Below are 25,104 nucleotides of genomic sequence, written 5' to 3'. Positions count from 1 at the left end.
ATGAGGAAGGACTCCAAGCCGAGGGCCGCTGACTTGTTGTACTTCTCGTGGAGGACGACCCGTGTTTCTGTCAGGTCCTTCTTCGCCTCGCTCTGCATGTGTTGCGCGAGCCGCCGGTCTGCCTTGAGTGTCTCGCCCACGTAGACCTTCTGTCGTACACGGTGGGTACTCGAGGACCGTCCTTGATGGAGGATGTACACCGCTGGCCAATCAGTGAGGCGTTGATCGTGCCGTGCTGCCTGACCCACGGCATCAGCGGTCAGCGAGAAGTCCCGGACCTCAAAGTCGGTCATACTTTGTGCTCCGTCCCTGTGCTTTCTCCACGGGGTACTTGGCCCGGGTGACATTCGTCTTGTCCTGGACAATCTGGTCGACGTCGAGGTCAAGGGCGTCGGCCAGTAGGAAGCAATACGTCAGCACGTCCGCCAGCTCTGACTGAACTGCTGCGTCGTCGGGGGTGCCATTCCACTGGAAACACTCGAGGAGTTCACCGGCTTCAACCGCGATGCTCTTGGCGAGGTTCTCCGGTGTGTGGAACTGGCCCCACTCCCGCTCGGCGACCATGTTCCGGATCAGTTCCTGAGTGTGGGGGTCCATATGGCGACGCTATCCGATAGACGCGGGGGCAGCGGCGTACCAGACATGAGGACAAGGATTACCTCACGTTCCATCGAGGGTCGTAGGTGGGAGAAGGTGGCATGCTGACGCCTTGGCTCTTCCACGCCTTCTTAGCAGCTCGCTTGAGAGCCTCATTGCAGTCTCCGGAGCAGACGTGCCTTTCCCTGTACTGCCATGGGGACTTGGGGTCGATGGACGAACCGCATCGAACACATAGATCGCCCCCGGCCGAAGTGCCGTTCGGATGCCTCAACGCGTTCCTGAGCCATGACCAGTAGTCGCCCTCTGGGGCGATGGAGTTTTTAGCCTGTTCGGAAACATACTGGGGAAGCCAGTTCTGACGAGTTGATGCACGTTGGGCGCGCGTTGCCGCTTCAAGGGCATCTCTGGTGACTTGAATGCGTTCTAAGAAGTCAACCTCGGTCAGAATCTCAATCGGGATTCCGGCTTCAGCCATCCGCTGAGCCTTCTCAAGTTTGTCGGTCAACTTGGCACCGGGACGAAAAGTTCTAGGGTCAAAATCCCCGGTAACAACCAATGTGGTGTCTTTGGTTATCGATCCCTTGGCTGAACCACCCAAGCTTACAACCAGAGATTGTGCTTCCTTGCGAGTCACTGTCTGTAGTTTCCCCGTGAATACAACTACCTCTCCTTGCAAAGGTGAGATGCCTTCCAATGACGAGAAATCACCGGGTGCGGTGCGCTCCTGCCGCCCAGGAAGGGTAGAGGAAGCCAATGCTTCTCTGAGGCTCTCGAGGGTCGGTGCTCCAGCTCGCCGAGCAAGTTCTATGGCGATACGTGCTGCCTGCAGGGCATCTTGCTCGGCATGGTGGTGATGGGCCTCCTCGATGCCAAGGTGGGAGGCGACAAATGGCAACGAATATGTCGAGAGAGTAAGCAACTCTCGAGACGCCCGAAGAGTGTCGAACCAGTACCCTTCGGGCCAATCCAAGTCGTAAATACTCGAGGACTCTTGCATAACTGATCGGTCAAAGGGTGCGTTGTGAGCGACCCAGTCATCTTCTCCCGCGAAGGCTCTAACGAGTCCGTAGACGCGGTCCCATGTTGGAGTATTGGCCACCAGTTCGGGAGTTATCCCGTGGATTTCCACATTGCGTGGTGAGAAGTCGCTGAAGTGCTCCGGCGGACACACAAGTTGGTGCATTGATTCAACGATCTGGCCCGCGCGTACCTTCACAAGGCCGACCGAGCAAACAGAAGCGCGGTTAGAGTTTGCCGTTTCGAAATCTATTGCCGTGAAATTGAGGTTTTCAAGCGAAAGGCTGCTCATACGTCTCATAGTATGAGATGAATTCGCAATTTACTCAAACAAAAGTTTGCGACGCAGAAGTCGGTGGGGGCGCGCTCTAATCAAACATCGCGGCATTGGTGATACAACGATCTTCATGACCTCCTCCTTCGGCTGGCTCGCCATTGACCCGGAGCAGAGGCGGCGCATGATGGAGGCCGTCGACCAGTTCCGCGATGAGACGACTCTCGACGACCTGGGGTTCGGCGCGATCCGGGATGCGTTCTCGTACACCCTGTTCCCCGGGGTCTCGTCCATCCAGACCCGGCTGCGCTATGTGCTGTTCCTGCCATGGCTGCTGCAGGAGGCACGCTACCGGGACACCGTGGGCAGGATGCAGACACAGTTCCGCGAGCACGAGTTCCAGCTCATCGAGGCCCTGAAGCGGGGTGGGGAATCCCTGGGCGTCATCGGCCGCGACGCGGGCCGCACGCTGCAACGTCTGCCGAGCGAGATCTACTGGGGCGCGATCGGGCGCTGGCGCATCGTCGAACCCGGCTTCACGACCCGCCGGTACTTCGAACGAGAGCTGCTGCGCCGCGAGGAGTTGAAGACCGTCCCGCGTGTGGACGATTCCGACGAGCCGGCCCGGTTGACGCCGACCGGCCTGGATCCTCGCCTGCCGGTTTCGCCGGAAAATCTGCTGCGAGAGGCCTCCTTCGCCCTCCGCCCCGAGGACGCCCACTACCTGCAGGAAACCATCACGCGCACCGCGGCCGGCTCCCTGCTGGCCCACCTCGTGACCCACCGGCCGGAGGGCTGGACGGACGCCTCGACCCAGCCGGCCGGCGTCGCCGACCCCGCGATCCGGCAGGAACTGCCACCCGAGCTGGCCGCACTCGTGGACCGTGCCGACCGGTTCGCCCTGTACGCGCAGGGCGCCAGCCTGCTCTACAACCTGTTACTGGCGGAGGCCACGAACAAGGAGGACCAGCAGGGAACGCCGCTGACGGCGTTCTACACCGATCGGGTGGGGGAGTGGTTCGACGAGGTCCAAACGGTTGAACCCCTCCAGGTCCAGGACCGCGAGCTGATCTGGCAGACCGTCATGGAGACAGGACGTCGGCTGTCGCACACGACCAAGGACTTCATCGCCACCTGGGCCGATGCTGTCGACTCGGCGGACGCGGCAGAAGACCTCACCACCAGCGGTGAACTCCGGGACATGATCGTCGCCCGCGAGCGCGAGAAGAAGGGCCCGCGCGCCCGGCTCACCCCCGGCAACCAGCGCGCCCTCGACGCCTGGAGCGGCGCGAGCGGCACGAGCCGCTTCGACTACCTGTGGACCAACGCCCGCCGCCACCTCCAGGACCTCTACGACGCCGAGGCAGCCGCCTGATGCTGCACCCCGAGACCACCGTCCTGCTCACCGACGCACTGCGCCCGCCCGCCGGCTACCGCGTGGACCACGCCGTGGCCACCACCTACACCCTCAACCTCACGGCCATGCTCATCGCCCCGATGACATTCTCCCTCGGTGACGTGGACGACGCCGACGTCCTCGCCTCCGGAGACCCCGTCCGCCTCCTCGATGCCGTCCAGCGCCACGTCGAACACACCACCGTCTTCGTCCAGGCCGGCGGCATCCACGTCCCGGCCAGCCACAGCCGCATCCACACCTTCCTCGAAGACAGCATCCACGAGGTCATGCCCCCGAACGAGGGACACCTCTTCCATCCCAAGCTGTGGGCCGTGCGCTTCACCGCCGACGACGGTGCCCTCCACCACCGCGTCGTCATCGCCAGCCGCAACCTCACCCTCGACAACTCCTGGGACACTGTCCTGGTCCTGGACGAGGACCCGAACGGGACGATCGCCGCGGGGCCGGCCGCCGACGTCGTCGCCGCCCTGCCCACCATGACGCTGGACCCGCTGCCCGAGGCCCGCGCGGCCGCCGTCGCCGACCTGGCCAGCACCCTGCGCGGGGTCAACCTGGCCGCGCCCGAGCCGTTCGCCGGCGGCAGCCTGCTGCCGCTCGGCCTGGACGGTGAGAGGCCCTGGCCGTTCCCCGAAGATCCGCAGCGCGTGTTGGCCATCAGCCCCTTCGTGTCCTCCTCGACGCTGACGCGGATCCGGGGCACGGCCACCGAGGCCACCCTCGTCTCCCGGGCCGAGGCCATGGACCTGCTGGGCCGGCGTCAGCTCGGGGGATGGTCGACCACCGTGCTGCACCGCGGCGTCGAGGAGGGCGACGACGACCAGTCCAGCGTGCGCACCGTGGACGAGTTCACCGCCGTCGTCGACGCCCCGGACGGGCAGGATCAGGATCCTGGGTCGGCCATTCGGCTGGATGGGCTGCACGCCAAGACTGTCGTCCTCGACCTGCCGGGCGGGCAGTCCATGGTCGTCACCGGCAGTGCCAATCTCACGCAGCAGGCGTGGAGCGGCGGGGTGGAGATGAACGCCGTGCTCACCGGCCCCACCGCCACGTGCGGCGTCCACGCGGTGCTCGGGGAGGGGCGGGAGAGCCTGGGCCTGGGCGCCATCCTCCAGCCGTACACCCCGCAGCATGATGACGGAACGTCCGACCCCGCGATCGACACCAGTTACCGGCTCGAAGAGTTCCACCGGGACCTGGCCCGGCAGCGTCCCGAGCTGGCGGTCGCCGAGGTGGGCGAGGAGCGGGTGGAGGCTCGCCTGAGCCTTCAGATCCCCGACGACGCCCCCGGCCGGACGCGCGTCTGGCTCGCCACGGTGCCCGCGCAGGTCCGGGACCTGGCCCCCGAGCAGTGCTGGGAGCTCGCACCGGAGAACGTCACCCCATACCTGGCCGTCGAGACCACGGCAGGAGAAGGGAACGGGCGGGTCACCCGGCGCTGCATCCTGATGATGCGGCTCCGGGGCGACGTGCTGGACCGTCGGCAAGCCGTGCTGGCCACCCTCCTCTCCAGCTCGTCGGCGGTCCTGCGGTACCTGGCCCTGCTGCTCGGCATGGATCCGCTGCAGTCTGAGTCGGCGGGGTTGGACGACTCGGTGGCCGTGACGGAGCACCTCGAGGGGGCCGGTGTGGCCGGCGTAGGGCACGAACCGCCACCGATCGTGCTGTTCGAACCCCTCGTGCGGGCCGCGGGCCGGGACCCGAAGGCGCTCGGGTCGGTGGCCCGCCAGGTGGCCGAGCTCCGCGAGATGCCCGGGGCCGAGGACCTCATCCCGCCGGAGTTCCTGCAGATGTGGGACGTGGTGCTGCGGGTGGTCCACCGGGAGGAGAAGCGATGACCGAGACCCGACCGGACGTCGAGGGGATCCTCGACGGCCTGAAGCCGTTCCAGCGGGCGACGGTGGAGCACGCCTACCGGAGGCTCTGGCTGGACGAGGACTTCGTGGACCGCTTCCTCGTCGCCGACGAGGTGGGCCTGGGCAAGACGCTGGTGGCCAAGGGCGTGGCCGCCCGGGCGATCGACCACCTGTGGGAGACCGGGCGGGCCATCACGATCGTCTACATCTGCTCCAACGGGCAGATCGCCCGGCAGAACCTCCGCCGTCTGCGCGAACTGACCGGGGGAGAGCTGCAGGACAACGCGGACCGCCTGACGATGCTGCCGGCGACCATGGGTGCCACGGCACGGCAGCGGATGCAGTTGATCGCCTTCACCCCGGGCACGTCACTGAATCTCGGGCAGTCGACGGGGAAGGCCTCGGAACGGGCGCTGCTGCGATGGATGCTGCTCCACGTGCTGGGCACCAGGGAGATGGCGAAGTCCGGGTGGTTCACGTACCTGGCGGCCACGGCGAGTACCGAGAGATTCCGGCAGGCCGCCAAGGACCCCGCGAACTGCCCCGATCTGGACCCGGAGCTGGTCGAGGACTTCCGCGGGTACCTGGAGACGACCCCCGGGCCCCTGGAAACCGGTCAATCACTTCTGGACGAATTGCTCGAGGACCAGGCGGCGTGGACCCGGCAACGGCACCGGCCCTGGCCGACCCGATACCGCCGGAACCTGCTGGTCGGGGCGTTGCGGATGGCCATGGCCACGGTGTCCGTCGACCGGCTGAACCCGGACCTGGTCATCATGGACGAGTTCCAGCGCTTCAAGGAGCTGTTCCCGAACCTCGGTGAGACGAGCACGGACGGGCTCACCGACGCCCAGCGGCTCGCCCAGCGGGTCATCACCACGGAACGGGCCAAGGTGCTGGTGCTGTCCGCGACGCCGTACAAGATGTACACGCTCCCCGATGAGCCCGACGGCGAGGACCACTACCGGGACTTCACGGACACCATCGCGTTCCTGACCGGCCAGGAGCAGGCCCGCGAGGTCACCCGGCAGCTCGGCCTGCTGCGCGAGGGCATCCTGCAGCGGACCGACGACGGGCAGGCCACGGCGGAGGCAGCGCGTTCTGCGGTGGAGACGGCGCTGCGGAAGGTCATGTCCCGCACCGAGCGGCTCTCTGCCACGCCGGACCGGGACGGCATGCTCACGGAACGGAGCCTCGGGCCCATGACGCTCGAGGAGGCCGACCTCCAGGGGTGGCTGGCCGCCGATGCGATCGCCCGCCACGTGGGCGGCCAGGACCCGTTCGAGTACTGGCGGTCGGCGCCCTACGCGCCCAACCTGATGGACAAACACGGCTACCAGCTCCAGGAACAGTTCCTGACCCAGGCCGAACACCACGACGCCGGCCTGGCGGGGGTCCTGCGCGAGCACCGGAATGCTCTCCTGGACTGGGAGCGCATCCGCGAGTACCGACCCATCGACCGCGTGAACGCCAAGATGCGCGTGCTGGTCGACGACCTGATGGACCATGAGGCCTGGCGACTGGCGTGGGTGGCCCCCTCGTTGCCCTACCTCGAACCCGGTGGGGTCTTCGCGTCGGAGAAGGCGCAGGGGTTCACGAAGCGGCTGATCTTCTCGTCCTGGGCCGTCGTCCCCAAGGCGGTGGCCGCGCTCGTCAGCTATGAAGCCGAGCGGCGCATGCGTGATGAGTCCGGGGCCGCCGTCGACCGCACCCACCGCTACGGGGACCCGCGGACTGCCGTGTCCCTGTCCTTCAACTGGGATCCGGAGAAGGACCTGCCTCGGAACCTGCCCAATCTCACCGTGCTGTACCCCAGCGTGACGCTCGCCCGGCTCGGCGATCCGCTCGCCCTCGCGGCCGAGCACGGCTGGGAGCTGCCGATCGACCCCGACCGGGCGCTCGCCGTCGTTGAGGAACGGATCTCACGGCGGTTGACGGACCTCGGCATCCGTCCGCAGCCCGGGAACGAGGGCGCCCGGCGGCGGTGGTACGGCGTTGCCCCGTACCTGCTCGATGCCGAGTACGCCGGTGACGGAAGCATCGACGGGCGGTTGCAGCAGTGGCTCAAGGACGAGCGCGGAGAGGGATCGCGCCTCGTCGACCACATGACGTGGGCGATGGACCCGGACGTCGCCGAACTGGGGGATCCGCCGGAGGACCTCGCCCGCGTGCTGGCGCAGATGGCGCTCGGCGGGCCCGATGTCTGTGCCCTGCGCGCGCTGGCTCGTGGCGAGGACGGTGTGCGGTCGGTGACTGAACGTGAGCTGCGGCTCGCGGCGGTCATCGCGTCGAAGGGCCTGCGGTCACTGTTCAACAAACCCGAGATCGTCTCGGCCGTGCGTGGTGCTACCGGGGATGCCGGTGGGGACATCGACTCGTACTGGAACCAGGTGCTGCGGTACTGCGTGGACGGGAACCTGCAGTCGGTGCTCGACGAGTTCGTGCACACGCTCGTCGAGTCCGAGGGGCTGGGCTCGGCACCGCGGGCCGAGCGTGCGGAGGCACTGGCCGATCGCATCGCGGCTACCGCGTCCATCCGATCTGCCCTGAATACGGTGCAGGACGTGCGAGTGTCCGGCGGTCAGATCTCGGTGACCGAACGGCACCTGAACTCACACGTGGCGGCGCGCTTCGGCCGTGTCCAGTCGAACGACGCCGCCGTCGAACGCGAGGCGACCATTCGTGAGGGGTACACCTCCCCGTTCTGGCCATTCGTCATGGCCAGCACCTCGGTGGGGCAGGAAGGCCTGGACTTCCACACCTACAGCCATGCGGTGGTGCACTGGAACCTGCCCAGCAACCCGGTGGACCTGGAGCAGCGTGAGGGCCGTGTCCACCGATACAAGGGACATGCGGTGCGCAAGAACGTGGCGGCGGTGTTCCGGGGGAGCGCGGTGACTCCGGAGGCGAGAGACCCGTGGGAGGCGATGTTCTGCGCTGCCGAAGCGGCGCGGCCTGAGAACGACTCGCTGATCAACCCGTACTGGGTGTTCCCACTGCCGGACGGGGCGACGATCGAGCGGTATGTGCCGGCGATGCCCCTGAGCCGGGAGGCCAAACAATACGCACAGCTGCGGACGACCCTGGGTGCCTACCGGTTCGTCATGGGCCAGCCCCGGCAGGAGGACCTGATCCGGTACCTGGGTCCGGATGCGGCGAAACTGCGGATTGATTTGAGCCCCAGGTTCCCGTTGAAGGACAGCCTGACTAACGACGGCGCACGCCGAGGGCAGAAGCGGGAAAAGCGGAAAGCTGCGGACAAGGAGGGCCTGCGATGAGCGGCGACTGGAGAACCAGATCTTTGTCAGTTTACTACTTCGGTGCGAAAGTCCTTCGGTCGGACCGAGGGAGACGGATGGCTGCGAGCAGCCGAGCGTACCGCGATATGAGCCGGACGCTTCGCCTTCGAGCTGTCCTCGACTCCGACCGTGCTCTCCGTGTGCGGCATCAGGTTCAGAAAGTAATGGCCGATGTCATAGACGTATTGCCACCAATCACCAGTCAGGAGGATTTCGATAGGCGCCATCGAGATTGGCGCCGAATGTTGGTGCGCTTCTATGAAGACGAAGGAGTCACCATGTCGCATGGACAGGCACAGAAATGGATCAACATGACTGCGAAGTATCTGTTTGTCCTCAATGATGACTGCACCAACAAGGTCGCTGGGTTCTTACATGTACCCATCGACAGCGTGGTTGCGAAGCAGGCTAAATCTCAACTGGATCTGAAATGGCCGAGTGTGGTCTGGAGCAAAATGGACTCTGATGCGTACGAGGAGTACCAGTGGCTTCTTCGGGGTGTCTTGAGCGCAAGCGGGTTTGCAGCCAGTCCCATCGAATGGGAGATCGAAGCCTGGCTTGATGGGATGGCCGATCGCCTAGGAACGGGGTAGTCCTGAAACGTGTGACGTACTCAGCGTGAGGTATTCGATGACTCCTTACCTGTAATAGTTCAACGACCGATATCACCGACTCCGCCAGGGGTGGGACTGGTGGTGCTTCCCGTGTCCGCCGGGGTTTGTACGGCGCCCTTCTGACGGCGCTTCCCCTCGCCGCTCGGTAGCGCTGCAGGTGCATGGCGATCTTCTCGGGGCCGAAGTGGCTCTGCCGGCGCAACCGCAGAACCTCGACGCCACCACCACCGGTGTGCTGGCGGTGGGCATGTGGTGCGGGACGCTGAAACGGTCCTGAAACCCGTCCAAGCCCGCGTCCTCGTGGCGGTGCAGCCACTTGTAGTAGCGGTTGGTTGATGCCGTAGTAGCGGCAGGTGGCCGAGACGTTGCCGCTGACTTCCCGGGCGTGACGGATCGCGGTCAGCCGGTGCTTGGCCTGGCGTTGGCGTTCGAGGTCCTGTCGGGTCATGACAGTCTTCCCAAATTTGAACGACCATTGACGGCGGATCCGGCCCTATGATCCACTGTATGGACCAAATAATCCACCTGGTGGATAGAGGTGACAAAGAAGGAGTATGCGATGAGTCAACCGATCCGTACGGTCGGCCGCATGGTGGACCTCCTCGAACTATTTGATGTGGGGACTCCAACCCTGGACATCCGCGAACTGGTATCGATGTCGGGCCTGCCGAAGTCGACCGTGCTGCGGTTGGCCGGTGACCTCGTCAGCCGCGGCGTGTTGTCGGTGGACAGCCACGGGCGGTACACCATCGGTGCCGCGCTGTTGCGCTGGACGCGGCTGGCACAGCGCATGTGGAGGGTGGACGAGGAGACCCAGGAGGTCTTGGCGCACTTGGTCCGTGACCTGGGTGAGACGGCCACGTTGTACGTGCGGCAGGACCTGGATCGAACTCCGATCGCATCGGCGGACGGACGGCATGCAGTACGCAATGTCGTGGAGATCGGGGCCCGGATGCCTCTCACGGTCGGAGCTCCCTCCATGGTGTTGCTCTCCGGTGATCCACACATCATTGAACGGCTGCAGGATCGGGACCCCGGACTGGACACTGAGAGCCTTCGGGCGCGCGCCCAGGCGGTTGTCGAACAGGGGTATGCGCACTCCGAAGGCGAACGGGAGGTTGGTGCAGCCTCCGTCGCCGTGCCCGTCCGTCGGGGCACCGGGCAGGTGATCGCAGCACTGTCAGTGTCCGGCCCCTTGTCCCGCTTCACAGAAGAGGCCCGGCGACGGGCCCAAGCCCGGCTCATCGAGGCCGGCGATTTACTCAGCGGCCGAGGGATCGGCCCGGTAGGAGGACTGCTATGAGATCGAACCTATTGGATGGCGTCAGGGTCCTGGACCTGACCAATGTCCTTTCCGGCCCCTTCGCGGGCTACCAGCTCGCCCTCATGGGCGCCGAGGTGCTCAAAGTGGAGGCCCGGGCCGGAGGTGATCTCGCACGGAGGCTGGGAGCCTCCCCGGACCTGAGCCTCCGCGACCTGGGCATCTCCTTCCTCGCCCAGAACAGTGCCAAGCGTTCGCTGACGTTGGACCTGAAGACTGAGCGGGGCAAGGAAGTCTTCCGCCGACTCGTGGAGACCCATGACGTGCTCCTGGAGAACTTCCGTCCGGGCGTGATGGACCGGCTGGGCTTCGGCTCGGAGCATCTCCGTGAGCTCAACCCCGGCCTCGTCTACTGCGCCATCTCGGGCTTCGGCCAGAACGGCCCCTTGCGCGATCGCCCGGCCTACGACCAGATCATTCAAGGAATGTCTGGATTGATGTCCGTCACCGGAGATGGCGAGTCCGCTCCCCTGCGTGTCGGCGCCCCCATCGCCGACACGGTGGGAGGTTTCGCCGCGGCCTTCGCCATCTCCTCGGCGTTGGTTCGCCGGGAACGGTCCGGTGAAGGGGCCTTCCTCGACGTCTCCATGCTGGAGGCCACGCTGACGGCCATGGGCTGGGTCGCCTCCGATTACCTCGTGGGTGGGAACACACCGGTGCCGATGGGCAACGAGAACCGCACGGCCGCGCCCTCAGGCGCCTTCGCGACGGCGGACGGTGACTTCAACATCGCCGCCAACAAACAGGAACAGTTCGAGGCCCTGTGCCAGGTCATCGGCCGGCCGGAACTCGCCACGGACCCCCGCTTCGCGGAGCGCGAGACCCGCAAGGTGAACCGACTCGAGCTGAAGGCGGAGATCGAGGAGGTCCTGACCCAGCGGCCCAGCGCCCACTGGGATGAGGTCTTGGCTGCCGCAGGCATTCCCGGTGCGCCAGTCATGGACGTAGCCACCGCCCTCGCCTCTCCTCACATCACTGCGCGAGGACTGGTGTCCACCCTCCGGATCGAAGAGGCGGCCGGTGTGTCCGACCCCGGTGTGGGCGCCGATGGCGACATTCGCCTGCTGGGTGCTCCCGTTCACGTCGACGGCGTCGCCGTGGGGCCGGACGCACCGCCTCCGCTGCTGGGCCAGCACACCGAGGACGTGCTGACCGGACTCGGCTACACCACCCAGGAGATTGCCTCGCTGCGGACCGGGGGGATCATCTGATGGAACGATCAACGTGGTGGAAGACCTCGATCTCCGACATTTCCCCGGGGGTGATCCGCTTCCATGGCTACCCCGTGGAACAGTTGATCTCCGCGGACACGGTGGGCCTGGCGTCCATGATCTGGCTGATGACCCGGGGCGAACTCCCGTGCCCGGCGCAGGCCCGACTGCTCGAGCACGCCCTTGTGGCCGGCGTGGACCATGGGCCCCAGGCCCCTTCGATCGCCATTGCGCGCATGGCCATGACGTGCGGAGTGGGCATCAACAGTGCCATGGCCTCCGCCACCAACGTCCTCGGTGACGTCCACGGCGGCGCCGGGCAGGAGCTCATGGAGCTTTTCCAAGCCATTCTGGTCGATGAGCGGCCACTGGAGGAGGCAGTTGCTGCCCGAATTTCGTGGTTGCGGGAGCAGGGACGTTACGTGCCGGGATTCGGGCACCGGTTCCACCCGGTGGACCCGAGGCGGGCGCCCCTCGTCGCAGCCGTGGAAGCGGCGAGGGCGGAGGGTCTCGTCGAGGGCCGCGTCCTCGACGCCGCCTTGGAGATCGAGCGGCAGATCAACGTGGGGCGGGAGCGCCCCATCCCCATGAACATCGATGGTGCCACGGCCATCATCTACGCCGAGTTGGGCTTCGACCCGGTCCTGGGTCGCGGTCTTTTCATCCTTTCTCGCTCCGTGGGTGCCTTGGCCCATGCCTGGGAGGAATCCCGCTCCGGCCTGCGGAACAAGGGACCTGAGCACCGGTCGATCCTGCCCGATTACGCGGGCCCGGCCCGGCGCGACGTGTCGTGATCCTGCCGTGGGGTGCGGAACGATGACAGGGTGCGACATGGTTGATCGAGGGCCCGGGCTCAGGAATTGGACCGACGCGGCCGGTTGCGGTCGAGGTCAACGCAGGGAGCACCAGGCATGACAGGCACGATCACAGGACCGGCTGGAACCGCCGCGATGGACGTGGGGGGACGCTCTTTCCGCTACGTGGACATCACGCGCGTGGACGGTGCGGACTCGCTGCCGGTCAGCCTGAAGATCCTCCTGGAGAACCTATTGCGCCATGGCGCCGGTGCCGAGGCCGTCCACGCGCTGGTCACCTCCCAGACGGCCCATGAGCCGGCGGAGATCCCGTTCAACCCGGCGCGGGTGGTGATGCAGGACATGGCCGGTGCGCCCGTGGTCCATGACCTGCTTACGCTTCGGGAGGCGATGGGACGGTTGGGCGCGGACCCGGCCCGGATCACTCCGCTCGTCCCGGCCGAACTGGTGGTGGACCATTCCGTGATCGTGGACAACTCCGGCACTCGGGCGGCGCTGAGGCGGAACACGGATCGCGAGTTCGAGCGCAACGAGGAACGCTTCCGCTTCCTGCGCTGGGCTCAAGGTGCCTTCGAGGGCCTCCGGGTCGTACCTCCCGGCCAGGGGATCATCCACCAGGTCAACATCGAGTACCTGGCCCGGGGAGTGATGACCACGGCCGTGGACGGGGAGACGCTGGCCTATCCCGACACGTGCATCGGCACGGACAGCCACACCACCATGGTCAACGGGCTGGGGATCCTCGGGTGGGGTGTCGGCGGGATCGAGGCGGTCTCGGCTCTGCTCGGCCAGCCACTCTCGCTCCTCGTGCCGCCCGTCGTGGGCGTGGAGTTCCACGGGGAGTTGCCGGTGGGCACTACCGCCACCGACCTGGTCCTCACAGTGACCGAGCAGCTCCGTGCCCACGGTGTGGTGGGCAAGATCGTGGAGTTCCACGGACCGGGACTGCGCGGGATCCCCGTGGCTGACCGCGCCACGATTGCCAACATGTCACCGGAGTTCGGCTCGACGGCGGCCATGTTCCCCGTCGATGCCGCCACCGTCGAGTACTACCGGATGACCGGGCGCCCCGCGTCACAGGTCGAGTTGATCGAGGCCTACGCCAGAGCGCAGGGCCTGTGGGGCGACGGCACCGGGACATCGGCCCGCTACGCCGAGACGCTCCAGCTGGATCTATCGACCGTCGTCCCGTCGATCGCCGGACCCTACCGTCCCCAGGACCGCATCGCGCTGGAGGAGGCTGGGAGGCGGTTCCGGGCCGATGTCGCCACGCTCACGCCCGAAGAGCATCGGGCGGGCGCACACCCGGTCGAGGTCGACGTGGAGGGCAGCCTTCACCGGCTGGGACACGGTACCTTGGCGATCGCGGCCATCACCAGTTGCACGAACACGTCCAACCCCCAGGTGATGATGACGGCAGCGCTGCTCGCCCGGAACGCGGTGGCTCGCGGTCTGCGCGTTCCACCCTGGGTGAAGACGTCCCTCGCCCCGGGGTCCCAGGTGGTGACCAGTTATCTGGAACGCGCCGGACTGCTCCCGTCCCTAGAGGCACTGGGATTCCACGTCGTCGGCTATGGGTGCACCACGTGCATGGGCAATTCCGGGCCGCTCGCCGCGGAGATGACGGCCGCGGCTCGTGACCACGGCCTCGTGCTGGCGTCCGTGTTGTCCGGGAACCGAAACTTCGAAGGACGGGTCAGCCCTGATGTCCGAATGAATTACTTGGCATCGCCACCCCTCGTCGTCGGTTACGCGCTGGCCGGGACAGTCGACATCGACTTGGTACGCGACCCGCTGGGATGCGATGCGGAGGGCAGGGAGGTACGTCTGCCGGACCTCTGGCCCTCGGCCGCGGAGGTCGAGCGGGAGCTGTCCCGTGTGGTGACGAGCGAGTTGTACGAGGACGGCTACCGGGACGTATTCACGGGATCACCATTGTGGGAGGGCCTCGAGGTGCCGCGGGATGACGGGTACGACTTCGGCGAGTCCACCTACCTGCGCCCGTCACCCTTCCTTGACGGTGTGGGACCCGAACTCGAACCCGTCCGCGATCTCGAGGGTGCCCGCGTCCTGGTCAGCCTCGGAGACTCGGTGACCACCGACCACATCAGCCCGGTCGGCCCCATCCGGGCGGACAGCCCCGCCGGACGATACCTGCGGGAGCACGGCGTCGCAGGCCGGGACTTCAACACCTATGGGGCGCGTCGCGGTAACCACGAGGTCATGGTCCGGGGCACCTTCGCCAATGTCCGCCTCCGGAACCGGCTCCTGGACGGCCAGGAGGGCGGATATACCCGCATGCTGCCCACCGGCGAGGAGTTGAGCATCTTCGACGCCTCCCAGCTGTATGCCCAACAAGGGACCCCCTTGCTGGTGCTCGCCGGCCGTGACTACGGCAGCGGCTCGGCGCGCGACTACGCGGCCAAGGGCACACGGCTGCTCGGCGTGCGCGTGGTCCTGGCCGAGTCCTACGAGCGGATTCACCGCTCGAACCTCGTGGGCATGGGTGTCATACCGCTGCAATACCGGGACGGGGACACTGCGGCGTCACTCGGACTGGACGGGACCGAGGAGTACACGGTGACCGGGCTGGCGGGGTTCACCGACAGCTGGCCCCGCACCGTCAGGATCGAGGCCCGGGCCCCGTCCGGGCGAGCGGTGACCTTCGACGCCGTGGTCCGGGTGGACACTCCGGCGGAGGCCGACTACGTCCGCCACGGGGGAATCCTGCCCTACGCACTGCGTGCGGGACTGCGCCCGGCGCACTGAGCGCCCGGCCGAGAGGAACCAGGCCATGATCATCCCGATGAGCGCCGAGGAACACAGCGCGCACCGAGACCGGCGGATCCCTGCTGCGGAACGCGTGGCAGAAGGGGTCTGGACGCTGCCGCTCCGCAACCACCCGGGACACATGTCCTTCACCTTCTCCTATCTGGTCGAGGACGCCGAGGGGGGCGTGCACGTCATAGATCCCGGCTGGGACCTGGACGAGAACCTCGAGGCCATCCGGGCCGCCCTGGCACGGACCGGGCGCCGGGGCCGGGGGCCGGCGTCGATCATCGTCACCCACCTGCACCCGGATCACATGGGCCTGGCCGAACGCCTGAGATCTGGCCACGGCAGCCCCGTGGTCCTGCACCGGTGGGATGAGGAGGCTCAGCGAGAGTCCGCGCACTGGCTGGCCGACGCCGGCCGGGTCCGCGCCGACCTCGTCGCCTGGGGCGTACCGTCCGAACGCCTCGAGGAGGTGCTGGGGTATGTCACCGGAACGCCGCGGGTCGTGATCCCCGCCGACCTCCACCTCGAAGACGGTGACCTGCTCCCGGTGCCAGGCCGCCGGCTGCGGGCAGTGCACACGCCCGGTCACACGCCGGGCCACCTGTGCTTGCTCGAGGAGGATCAACGCCTGCTCTTCACGGGCGACCACCTGCTGCCGGTCGTCACGCCCGGCGTCGGCGCCGCCGGGCACTCCGCGGAGAACCCGCTGCGCCTCTACCTGGACAACCTATTGACAGTGCGTGCGTACGACGACTGCCAGAGCCTGCCGGGCCATGAGTTCCGGTACCGGGGCATCGCCGCGCGGGCCGCAGGGATCGCCGCTCGGCACCTGCGCCGCACCGTGGAAGTCGAGGCGGTCCTGGCGGTCGATCCGGGGGCGACGACCTGGGCGGTGGCCTCCCGGCTCAGTTGGTCCCGCGGCTGGGCGGGGCTCACCCGCCACTACCTGGTCTCAGCGCTGCGGCAGACGGCCATGCATGCCGACCTCGTGCGCTCAGGGGCCCACCTGGACGCACTCGAGGCCTGGGGCCGACCACCGGTCGGTCCCAGGCCTCTGGGGACCTGATACCCCTGTCTACGACCGGGCGACGACCGGCATGGCCAGTTCGCCCACCTCGGGGATGGTCAGGACCACGGTGTCTCCGGGGACGATCTGTCCTACGCCCTCGGGGGTGCCAGTGGCGATGATGTCACCCGGCTGCAGGGTCATGACCTCCGAGTACACCTCGATCAGCCGGGCGATCCCGTAGATGAGATACGAGGTGTTCGACCGCTGCCGCTCTTCACCGTTCACCGTCAGCCAGAAGTCCAGCCGCTCTGGATCCGGGACCTCATCGGCCGTGACAATGTAGGGGCCGATGGGAGTGAAGGTGTCGAATGACTTGCGGAAGGAGCGATCTTCCTCACCGCGCAGGGTGATGTCCAGCAACGGCGTGTAGCCGAAGACGTAGTCGAGCGCGTCCTCGGCCGAGACGCGGCTGGCGGTCCGGCCGATGATGACACCGATCTCCGCCTCGTGGTCGAAGCGGCGGTCCTCCCACGGCAGCTCGATCGCCCCGTCGGGGCCGACGATGGACGTGACGGCCTTCAGGAAGCCCTTGCGGACCTCTGCGGTCATGATCTGGCGCCCGGTGTAGACGCCGGCGTCACCGCCCATCTCCTGTTGGTGCTTGTGGTAGTTCACCGGCGCGGCGAACAGGTTGCGCGGCCGTGGCTGGGGCGCTCGCAGCTGGACCGATCCCTCGGCGGCGCCGCCACCCGTGGCCACGCGTTCCGCTGCGGTGCTCTTGAGTTCTTCCCAGTGCGAGATGAGGGAGTTCATCCGCTCGTCCGCAGCGGTGTTCTGGGGGACGAGATCGGTGAGGTCGACGATGGTCCCGTCCTGGGCCAGGGCGCCGATCCGCTGGTCATCGAAGATGCAGATGCGCATCAGTGCTCACCCCGCTCACGCCACAGGCCGAGCGCGGTGATCGCCGGGCGGTCGGTGTAGGAGAAGAGCACGGCGTCCTCGGACGCCGGGTTGTGGTGGGAGTGCTCGTACCACAGTGGTATGGCCAGGGTGTCGCCTTGGGTCCACTCAATCCGCTGGCCGTCCACGATCGAGTAACCGCTGCCTCGCACGACGTGGTAAACGGTGCTGTGGGTGTGACGGTGGCTCTGTGTGTCCACGCCGGGACGAATGAGCTGCAGGTAGGCAGAGATGGTGGTCATGACTGGTCCACCGGTGGCGGGATTCCTGTACTCGACGATGATGTCGTCGTAAGGGTCACCCTCACCGTCACGCAGGTACTCGAGGGCCTCCAAGGCGTCAGCGAGCTTGTACACCAGGGGCTGCTGCAGGGGGTGCGGCTGCCCGTACGTCTTGGCGAGCATGCCCTGCACGTAAGCACCCGGCATGGGCCGGTCCACGGGCCGTTCCTCGGCCGATTCGTCAATGATGTACTGGTTCAGGCGGCTGACCAGCGGGGAGTCGAGGCCGTCGAGCCAGATCATCGGGCCATCCCCCTCATGGCCGTGTTCGTGCCAGTGGAGTGCCGGGGTCAGCAGGAAGTCACCCACCTCCATGGGCACGCGCTGTCCGTTCACCACCGTGTAGGCGCCGTCGCCCTCCACGATGAAACGCAGCGCCGAGGGGGTGTGGCGGTGCGGTGGTGCGATCTCGCCGGGCATCACCAGCTGCAGGGCGGCCCAGAGCGAGTCAGTCGCACCGGTGCGCTGGTCCGGACGAGACCCGGGGTTGCGGAAACCGAGTACTCGCCGCAGGGCGTCCTCCAACGGCACGACCTCGCCGGCCTTCATCATCAGCTCACGAGCCTGTTCGTACCGCCAGATGTGCGGGACGAGGTTGGTCTTCGCTTCAGAGCCGATCCCGCCCATCAACTGCCATAGCGGTGAATAGTGGTTCTCGGCGAGCTCGGCGTAGAACGCCTCATCCAGGGAGACTGTCTCAGTCATGGCCACTCCGTTCTGCAAGACAGATTGTTATTCCGCTTTCTAGAATACGGGCATGTGGTGGCTTGGCGTCAAGGGTGCTCTTTTCCGAGGGGCCGACGGTGAAGGGGAGGGGTCCGCTATGTGTCGAGGAGGCGTGGCGAAGGGTGGGCCGGGGCGCGGGGCAGGGTGGCGTCCTGGCCGCCGGAGTCGATGCCGGCCTGGGGCGCGGTCCGCCCGGACTGTACGGCTTCCTGGATCGTGTGCCGGAGCCAGTCCAGCTCTGCCGACGGCAATTCGCGCCTCAGGGTGTACAGGGCGATCTGGGTGATGGGCACGTCGAAGGGGAGGGGGAACGTGCGGACCGCGTTTCGGCTGACCAGTCGGCTGGCCAGGCCCGTGGGGGCGTAGGAGAGTAGATCGCTCCCCTCAAGGAGGTTCGGCAGCGACGAGAAGGTGGGGATCACGACGGCGAGTCGTCGGTTGATGCCCAGTTCGCTTACCCGCAGATCCAAGGCGGTGTGGCCGGTGGAGACGGCGACGGTCACGTGCTCCTCCGCCTCGTAGGCGCCGAGCGTGGGGGACTCGCCGATCCGGGGGTGGTCCACTGAGCATAGGCCCACGTATGCCTGCTCGAACAGCAGGTCACGGCGGATGTCACTACCCTCGAGCCGCGTGGTGCAGATGGCCGCGTCGGCGACACCGGTGCGCAGGCCCTGCACGGCCGTGCGGAGGTTCAGCGTCTCCACTTCAAGTGTCACACCAGGGGCCTGGTTCCGGACGCTGTGCAAGATGGGGGGCAGTAGTCCGCCCACGCCCACGTCCGTCATCAAGAGCCGGAACCGGCGTGTGGAGGACGGAGGGTGGAAGCCTGCGTCACCGGCCATGACATCATCCAGCGACTCCAGGAGTCGCCGCAGCTTGGGGTAGAGCTCCTCGGCAACCGGGGTGGGCTCGAGGCGGTGGCCGCGCCGTTGGAAGAGCTGGTCCCCGAAGTGGGTACGCAGCTTGCGCAGGGTGTAACTGACTGAAGGTTGGCTCAGGTAGAGCCGCTGGGAGGCGGCGGTGACGCTGCCGGTCTCATACACCAGCACGAACACCCGCAGCATCCCCAAGTCGTATCCGGACATGACCCCAACATAGACGCCCTCTATGCAGCCATCAATCATTCGTTGTTTTCCTTTAGGGGGCAGCTGTCTAGTGTGATGCCAGACACAAATCATTTCTGGACGAAGGAAATCCATGGCAACCATCCGAGAAGCCACGTACGACCTGTTGCGTCGGCACGAGATGACCACGGTCTTCGGCAACCCAGGGTCGAACGAACTCCAGTTCCTCAAGGACTTCCCCCACGACTTCGAGTACATCCTGGGCCTGCACGAGGGAGCCGTGATGGCCATGGCCGACGGCTACGCGCAGGCCTCCGGCCGGGTGCCTCTGGTCAGCCTCCACTCCGCCGCCGGCACCGGGACCTCGATGGGAGTACTGGCGAACACGGTCCACTCCAAGTCACCTGTCGTCGTCCTCTCGGGCCAGCAGGTCCGAGACATGGTGGGGCAGGAGATCATGGTCGCCAGTGCCGAGGCGACCCAGTTGCCCCGGCCGTTGACGAAGTACAGCGCCGAACCGCTCTCCGCCAACGACGTGGTCCGTTCACTCGCACAGGCCATCCACACTGCCGGCATGCATCCCAAGGGGCCTGCACACGTCTCGGTGCCCCACGACGACTGGGACCACCCTGCTGATGACAACACCCCGCTGACCGTCGCCCGTGACGTCCAGGACGCCTACGCACTGGCCCCGGGCCGACTCTCCGAGCTGCTCGAGGCGATCGAGGGCTCGTTCTCACCAGCCCTCGTCCTCGGCCCCGAGGTGGACGCCACCCACGCCAACGACGACGCCGTGCGACTCGCGGAACGGCTCGGTGCCCCGGTCTGGATCGCGCCCTCACCGGCGCGTTGCCCCTTCCCCACGGACCACGCGAATTTTGCAGGGGTGCTGCCGGCCAACGTCGCGGATATCTCGCAGCTGCTGTCGGTCCACGATCTCGTCCTGGTAGTGGGGGCACCGGTCTTCCGGTACCACCACGACAAGCCGGGCCGCTACCTCGGTGGCACCACCCGGCTCCTCCACGTTTCCCAGGATCCGGACGAGCTCGCCCGGGCCCCCTTTGGAGAGGGTTACCTGGCTCCAGTGAGCGACACCCTCGCACAGCTTGCCGAGGCCGTGGCCGTCCGCGAAGTCCGGCCCCGGCCGCGATCCCCGCACGAAGCGGGGACCGACCGTCCCCACCGGATGCACCCGGACACGGTGTTCCGGTCGATCCAGGAGACCGGGCCCGACGACGCCATCCACGTCGTCGAGTCGACCTCCACGGCTGCCTCGTTCTGGTCGCAGATCCGCATGCGAGAGCAGGGCTCCTTCTATTCCGCGGCCGCTGGCGGACTGGGCTTCGGCCTACCCGCCGCGGTCGGCATCCAGCTGGCGCGGCCGGATCGCCGCGTGGTCGCCGAGATCGGCGACGGATCGGCGAACTTCGGCATCACCGGGCTGTGGTCGGCGGCGCGGCACCGCGTGCCGGTCGTCTTCGTCATCCTTCGGAACGAGACCTACGGGGCACTCGTCAACTTCGGCCGGCGCCTCGACACCCCGGGCACCCCGTCCTTCGACCTCCTCGGCATCGACTTCGTGTCGATCGCCCAGGGTTATGGCGTGCGAGCCGAGTCCGTGGCCACCGAGGCCGAGCTTCGAGATGCACTGACCCGGGCCTTCGCGGCCCAGGAACCGGTGCTGATCGAGGCGCTCACCTATTTCGACTGAGGCAGGAACCATGAAGATCACCATCGAGAACCTCCAGCTGCGGTACGGCAAGTTCACCGCGATCGACAACATGAACCTCGAAATCGGGGACCACGAGTCTGTTGTTCTCCTCGGCAAGTCGGGCTGTGGCAAGACCAGTACGATGCGCTGTATCGCCGGACTCGAGGAGCCGACCGCCGGCCGGATCACCATCGGCGACACCGTGGTGTTCGACGCCGAGGCCGGAATCAACATCCCACCCCACCGGCGCAACGTCGGTATGGTGTTCCAGTCCTACGCGGTGTGGCCGCACATGACCGTGTTCGAGAACGTGGCCTACTCTCTCAAGGTTCAGGGGCTCGGCAAGGCCGAGACCGCGAACCGTGTCCACGAGGCGCTCGAGCTCGTCGGCCTGGAGGACTTCGCCAGTCGCGGCGCCAGCCTGCTTTCCGGTGGCCAGATGCAGCGCGTGGCCTTGGCCCGCAGCCTGGTGATGCGCCCGGACGTGCTGCTGTTGGACGAGCCGCTGTCCAATCTCGACGCCCGGCTACGCGACCGCCTGCGCATCGAGCTGCGCGAGATCCAGTTGCAGTTGGGTTTGACCACGGTCTACGTCACGCACGACCAGCAGGAGGCCTTCGCACTGGCCGACCGCATCGCCCTCATGCAGAACGGCGTCATCGTCCAGATGAATTCGCCCTCGGCGATGTACCTCGAGCCGGCCAGTGCCCAGATCGCCCACTTCCTCGGAGTCTCGAATGTGCACCCGGTGACCGCCGGGGCCTCTGGGACGTACACCGTCACCGACACGGACCTCACGTTGGCGAGTGCCGGACTCGAGCCCGTGGGCGCCGGGGAGCTGCACGCCTGCTTCCGCAGTGAGGACATCCGCCTCTCCAGTACCGGCGCCCCCGGTGCCAACAGCTGGCGCGGGACCGTCCGCGTGAGCAGCTTTCAAGGCAGCACCATCCGCTACGCCGTCGAAGTGGCGTCCGGTATGCCGGACCTCGACATCCTGGCGCCGCTCAGCGCCGCGGAACGTTTCCAGCCCGGGGACAGCGTCTGGGTGACCATGGACGCCGGTGCCGTGCAGATCCTCCCGCAGGACGCACCGCTGATCCAGGAGCGTGCGGGGGTGGCGGCATGACCTTCACCCTCCCGTCCGCTGAGGCCAAACCAACCACCGAGGAACCCTCGACGCGCGCCGTCGCCGCGATCAACCGTGAGGTGAGCCCCGGACCCCCGCGCCGCCGGACCGGCCGCCTGACCCTGACAGCACTTCGCAGGGAGGTGCCCAGTGGGATCCTGGCCGTCCTGCTGTTCTTCCTGGTCATCCTGCCGGTCATCTTCATCATCATCGCCGCCGTGTCCACCGCCGTGCCGCGCCCGGGCAATGCCCAGATCGGTGAGTTCACCTGGGCCAACTTCGGCATTCTCGCGACCCCGGAGGGCCGCCAGAGCATCATCAACTCTTTGGTCATCGGTGTCGGAGCCGGTGTGCTCTCGCTGGTCGTCGGGGCCCTGCTCGCCTTCATCGCGGCCCGTACCGACGCGCCCTGGAAGCGCTTCATCTATATCACCGGCATGGCCCCGATGTTCCTGCCGGCACTCGTAGGCGCCCTGGCCTGGTCCATCCTGGCCAGCCCCACAGCCGGGCACCTCAACCTCTTCCTCGAGGCCATCGGGATCGGCAGTGCGCTGAACATCTATTCCTACGGTGGCATCATCTTCGTGCTGGGGCTGTACTACGCGCCCTACGCGTTCATGCTCACCTACAGCTCGTTCTCCATGATGAACGCCGACCTGGAGGAGGCCGCCTCCGTCCACGGCGCCAGCCTGGGCCGGCTGTTCCGGACCGTGACTCTGCCGCTGTCGGTCCCGGCGCTGGCCGGGGCGGCGATCCTGTGCTTCACCCTGGCCATGGAGAACTTCCCGGTCAACGCCATCCTGGGCAACCCGGCCGGCATCGAGACCCTGCCGACGTACATCTACCGGCTGATGGCCGGAGACTCCCGGCCCAACGCCGCGGCCGGCATCGCCATCGCCCTCACCGTGGCAGTCGTGGTCGTGACCTGGTTGCAGCAGAGGGTGGTCAACCGTAAGCGGTTCACCACCCTCACCGGCAAGGGCAACCGCCCGCGGACCATCCCGTTGCGCTGGATGCGCTGGGTGGCCACTGGATTCGCGCTGGCCTACTTCGCCCTGTCCGTGCTGCTGCCCGTGGCGGCGCTCGTGTTCACAGCAATGGGGGACAAGGTCTACATCAACCGCTTCTCCGACCTGTTCGCGGGGTTCTCGGCCGACCGTCTGCTCGAGTCGATGGGCCAGGCGGATTTCCAGACGTCCACCTGGAACTCGATCCTCATGGCTCTGCTGGCCGCAGCGGCCGGCACGCTGATCGCCTTCATGGCCTCATACGTCCGCTACCGGACCACCTCGCGCGCCGGTCAGTTGCTGGAGCAGGTCTCCATGCTGCCGCTCGCCATCCCGCAGGTCGTGCTGGGCATGGGCATCCTGTGGGCCTGGCTCACGCTGCCCCTCCCGGTCTTCGGGACCCTGCTGCTGCTGGTCATCGCCACGGTGGCGGTGAACATGCCGCAGGGCTACCGGAGCATCTCCTCCTCGATGCTGCAGATGGACGGCGACTTGGAGCACAGCGCCGTGATGCTGGGCGCCAACCGTCTACGGGCGGTGCGTGACGTCACCATCCCGCTGATGCGCACGGGCCTGGTCTCGACCCTGCTGCTGCTGCTCATGCTCGGCCTGCGGGAGATGAGCGCCATCCTCTTCCTCTACACCTCTGACACCCGAGTGCTCTCGATCCTTGTGTTCCACAGCTTCGAGAACGGCAGCATCAGCTACTCCGCAGCCCTCAGCCTCGTGTTCGTCCTGCTCATCGCGGTCGTGGCGATCGCGACCCAAGTGATCGGCATGCGCGAGCGGAAGTTCAAGGACGCTGTCCGTTGACCCCGCCGTCCGCTGACCCCTGCCGTCGGACACCCCCGTCCTCGGCCTCGACTCAACGAAAGGCATCATCATGAAACTGCGCACTGGCGGCATCGCATCCCTCGCGGCGCTCATGCTGACAATTACCGCCTGCTCTGGGGGCACCTCGACCAGCGTGGTGACCAGCGAAGCCGAGGTGAACACCGATGACGGACTGGTCATCAACGGTCAGCAGATCCTCGATCAAAAGGCCTACGAAGCGGCCAAAGACCAGACCCTCACCATCTACACCGGTTATCAGGAGGCGAACCAGGAGGTCCTCAATCACGCCTTCACAGAGGACACGGGCATCAAGGTCGAGTACGTCCGGGACGTGACCAACAAACTCTCCGAACGCATCCTCTCCGAGGATGGTGCCGGACAGCTGGGCGCGGACGTGATCATCACCTCGGACTACAAGGTGGCCAACGAGTTCGACGAGGCTGGCGTCTGGGAGCCCTTCGTCCCCACGGCGATCGAGGGGATGCCGGAGCTGCAGCACAACGCCGGTGCCTTCGTGACACTGGCCAACGTCCCGGTGACCTTCGCCTACAACACCCAGAGCATCACGCCCGAGGAGGCCCCTCAGGCCTGGGCCGATCTGCTCGACGAAGAGTACAAGGGCAGGATCGGGATCACGCAGGGAACCGCCGGTGGATCTTCCATCGCCCTGAACCGTTTCATCCAGGAGGAGGTCGACCCCGAGTTCTGGACCAAGCTCGCTGAGCTGAACCCGTCGGTCTATGACAGCGGTGGCCAGCGCCAAGAGGCCCTGGCGCGCAACGAGCTCGATGTCGCCACCGCGGGCACCGCGGCCGTCAACGTCGCCGTCACCGAGGACGGGGCGCCGATCGACTACGTCGTGCCGGAGGAGGGCGTCGTCCTGTTCAGCTTCTTCGCCGGGAAGGTCGAGAACGCCGAGAATAGCGAGGCCGCAGAGGCGTTCCTCAATTACGCGCTCTCCGAGCGCGGCCAGTCGGTGATCACCCAGGTGGGTGACTACTCCGCTCGCTCGGACATCGCCCCGCCCCAGGCCCTCGGTCGCGACCTGCCCGCCCTCGACTCCGACAAGGTCTGGCTCATGCCGGCCGAGGACGAGCTCAAGTACGCCAGCGAGGACGCCCAGGTCTGGCGGGAGGCGTTCGGGCGCTGACCGGCCTCCCCACTGGACCCGGACCATGAGAGCCCGG

General features: G+C 66.7%; 18 protein-coding genes and 1 pseudogene. 13 read left to right on the top strand and 6 right to left on the bottom strand.

Annotation, left to right across the window (positions count from 1 at the left end):
- Window positions 1–279 precede the first annotated feature (279 nt).
- Both CITRI_RS0112875 and CITRI_RS19050 read right to left on the bottom strand, forming a co-directional pair.
- Window positions 280–597 (bottom strand): nucleotide pyrophosphohydrolase, encoded by a 318-nt coding sequence (locus CITRI_RS0112875; RefSeq protein WP_029139307.1) that lies wholly within the window; start codon window positions 595–597, stop codon window positions 280–282.
- 58 nt (window positions 598–655) lie between these two features.
- Window positions 656–1,909: an exonuclease domain-containing protein gene (locus CITRI_RS19050; protein WP_010145272.1), complete on the bottom strand. Its 1,254-nt coding sequence runs from the start codon at window positions 1,907–1,909 to the stop codon at window positions 656–658.
- A gap of 115 nt (window positions 1,910–2,024) precedes the next feature.
- On the opposite strand from CITRI_RS19050, the gene CITRI_RS0112870 reads away from it, so the two are divergent.
- The 4 genes from CITRI_RS0112870 to CITRI_RS18530 all read left to right on the top strand — a co-directional run bounded on the left by CITRI_RS0112870 (window position 2,025) and on the right by CITRI_RS18530 (window position 9,053).
- A complete protein-coding gene (locus CITRI_RS0112870) occupies window positions 2,025–3,266 on the top strand; it encodes a DUF6361 family protein (protein WP_010145271.1) in 1,242 nt (413 codons plus the stop codon).
- On the top strand, window positions 3,266–5,143 hold the full coding sequence (locus CITRI_RS0112865; RefSeq protein ID WP_010145270.1) for a phospholipase D-like domain-containing protein: 1,878 nt from the start codon (window positions 3,266–3,268) through the stop codon (window positions 5,141–5,143). Before CITRI_RS0112870 ends, CITRI_RS0112865 begins: the two co-directional genes overlap by 1 nt.
- Window positions 5,140–8,439 carry a helicase-related protein gene (locus tag CITRI_RS0112860; RefSeq protein WP_010145269.1) on the top strand — a complete coding sequence of 1,100 codons (3,300 nt, stop codon included), beginning with the start codon at window positions 5,140–5,142 and terminating at the stop codon, window positions 8,437–8,439. Before CITRI_RS0112865 ends, CITRI_RS0112860 begins: the two co-directional genes overlap by 4 nt.
- 77 nt (window positions 8,440–8,516) lie before the next feature.
- Complete coding sequence (locus tag CITRI_RS18530) at window positions 8,517–9,053, top strand: hypothetical protein (RefSeq protein WP_141566111.1); 537 nt, start codon at window positions 8,517–8,519, stop codon at window positions 9,051–9,053.
- Window positions 9,054–9,125: 72 nt separating this feature from the next.
- Here CITRI_RS18530 and CITRI_RS20645 read toward each other — a convergent pair.
- Window positions 9,126–9,404: pseudogene (locus tag CITRI_RS20645) on the bottom strand (leucine zipper domain-containing protein); the annotation flags it as partial.
- 208 nt (window positions 9,405–9,612) lie between these two features.
- On the opposite strand from CITRI_RS20645, the gene CITRI_RS17695 reads away from it, so the two are divergent.
- The 5 genes from CITRI_RS17695 to CITRI_RS17690 all read left to right on the top strand — a co-directional run bounded on the left by CITRI_RS17695 (window position 9,613) and on the right by CITRI_RS17690 (window position 16,265).
- On the top strand, window positions 9,613–10,377 hold the full coding sequence (locus tag CITRI_RS17695; protein WP_141566110.1) for an IclR family transcriptional regulator: 765 nt from the start codon (window positions 9,613–9,615) through the stop codon (window positions 10,375–10,377).
- Window positions 10,374–11,606, top strand: coding sequence for a CaiB/BaiF CoA-transferase family protein (locus tag CITRI_RS0112845; RefSeq protein WP_029139306.1), 1,233 nt, complete (start codon window positions 10,374–10,376; stop codon window positions 11,604–11,606). Before CITRI_RS17695 ends, CITRI_RS0112845 begins: the two co-directional genes overlap by 4 nt.
- Window positions 11,606–12,400: a citryl-CoA lyase gene (locus tag CITRI_RS0112840; protein WP_010145265.1), complete on the top strand. Its 795-nt coding sequence runs from the start codon at window positions 11,606–11,608 to the stop codon at window positions 12,398–12,400. Before CITRI_RS0112845 ends, CITRI_RS0112840 begins: the two co-directional genes overlap by 1 nt.
- Before the next feature lie 117 nt (window positions 12,401–12,517).
- Window positions 12,518–15,190: an aconitate hydratase AcnA gene (gene acnA / locus CITRI_RS0112835; protein WP_029139305.1), complete on the top strand. Its 2,673-nt coding sequence runs from the start codon at window positions 12,518–12,520 to the stop codon at window positions 15,188–15,190.
- 25 nt (window positions 15,191–15,215) lie between these two features.
- A complete protein-coding gene (locus CITRI_RS17690; RefSeq protein WP_010145263.1) occupies window positions 15,216–16,265 on the top strand; it encodes an MBL fold metallo-hydrolase in 1,050 nt (349 codons plus the stop codon).
- Window positions 16,266–16,274: 9 nt separating this feature from the next.
- Here the strand turns inward: CITRI_RS17690 and CITRI_RS0112825 are convergent, their stop codons facing one another.
- The 3 genes from CITRI_RS0112825 to CITRI_RS17685 all read right to left on the bottom strand — a co-directional run bounded on the left by CITRI_RS0112825 (window position 16,275) and on the right by CITRI_RS17685 (window position 19,260).
- The gene (locus tag CITRI_RS0112825; protein ID WP_010145262.1) at window positions 16,275–17,129 is read right to left on the bottom strand and encodes a fumarylacetoacetate hydrolase family protein; all 855 of its coding nucleotides are present in this window, start codon (window positions 17,127–17,129) and stop codon (window positions 16,275–16,277) included.
- The gene (locus tag CITRI_RS0112820; RefSeq protein ID WP_010145261.1) at window positions 17,129–18,154 is read right to left on the bottom strand and encodes a cupin domain-containing protein; all 1,026 of its coding nucleotides are present in this window, start codon (window positions 18,152–18,154) and stop codon (window positions 17,129–17,131) included. The genes CITRI_RS0112825 and CITRI_RS0112820 overlap by 1 nt, the downstream gene beginning before the upstream one ends.
- 116 nt (window positions 18,155–18,270) lie before the next feature.
- Window positions 18,271–19,260, bottom strand: coding sequence for a LysR family transcriptional regulator (locus CITRI_RS17685; protein ID WP_157998930.1), 990 nt, complete (start codon window positions 19,258–19,260; stop codon window positions 18,271–18,273).
- Window positions 19,261–19,372: 112 nt separating this feature from the next.
- Between CITRI_RS17685 and mdlC the strand changes: the two genes are divergently transcribed.
- The 4 genes from mdlC (at window position 19,373) to CITRI_RS0112795 (ending at window position 25,067) form a co-directional block, all read left to right on the top strand.
- A complete protein-coding gene (mdlC, locus tag CITRI_RS0112810; protein ID WP_010145259.1) occupies window positions 19,373–20,950 on the top strand; it encodes a benzoylformate decarboxylase in 1,578 nt (525 codons plus the stop codon).
- A 10-nt stretch (window positions 20,951–20,960) separates the two neighbouring features.
- Window positions 20,961–22,076 carry an ABC transporter ATP-binding protein gene (locus CITRI_RS0112805; protein ID WP_010145257.1) on the top strand — a complete coding sequence of 372 codons (1,116 nt, stop codon included), beginning with the start codon at window positions 20,961–20,963 and terminating at the stop codon, window positions 22,074–22,076.
- Window positions 22,073–23,896 (top strand): iron ABC transporter permease, encoded by a 1,824-nt coding sequence (locus tag CITRI_RS0112800; protein ID WP_010145256.1) that lies wholly within the window; start codon window positions 22,073–22,075, stop codon window positions 23,894–23,896. Before CITRI_RS0112805 ends, CITRI_RS0112800 begins: the two co-directional genes overlap by 4 nt.
- Before the next feature lie 70 nt (window positions 23,897–23,966).
- Window positions 23,967–25,067, top strand: coding sequence for an ABC transporter substrate-binding protein (locus CITRI_RS0112795; RefSeq protein WP_029139304.1), 1,101 nt, complete (start codon window positions 23,967–23,969; stop codon window positions 25,065–25,067).
- The last annotated feature ends 37 nt before the right edge of the window (window positions 25,068–25,104 follow it).

The organism is Citricoccus sp. CH26A, from assembly GCF_000224415.1.
In the GTDB taxonomy this organism is placed as follows: domain Bacteria; phylum Actinomycetota; class Actinomycetes; order Actinomycetales; family Micrococcaceae; genus Citricoccus.
Note: the sequence above shows the minus strand (reverse complement) of the source record. Positions and strands in the feature narration are given on the sequence as shown.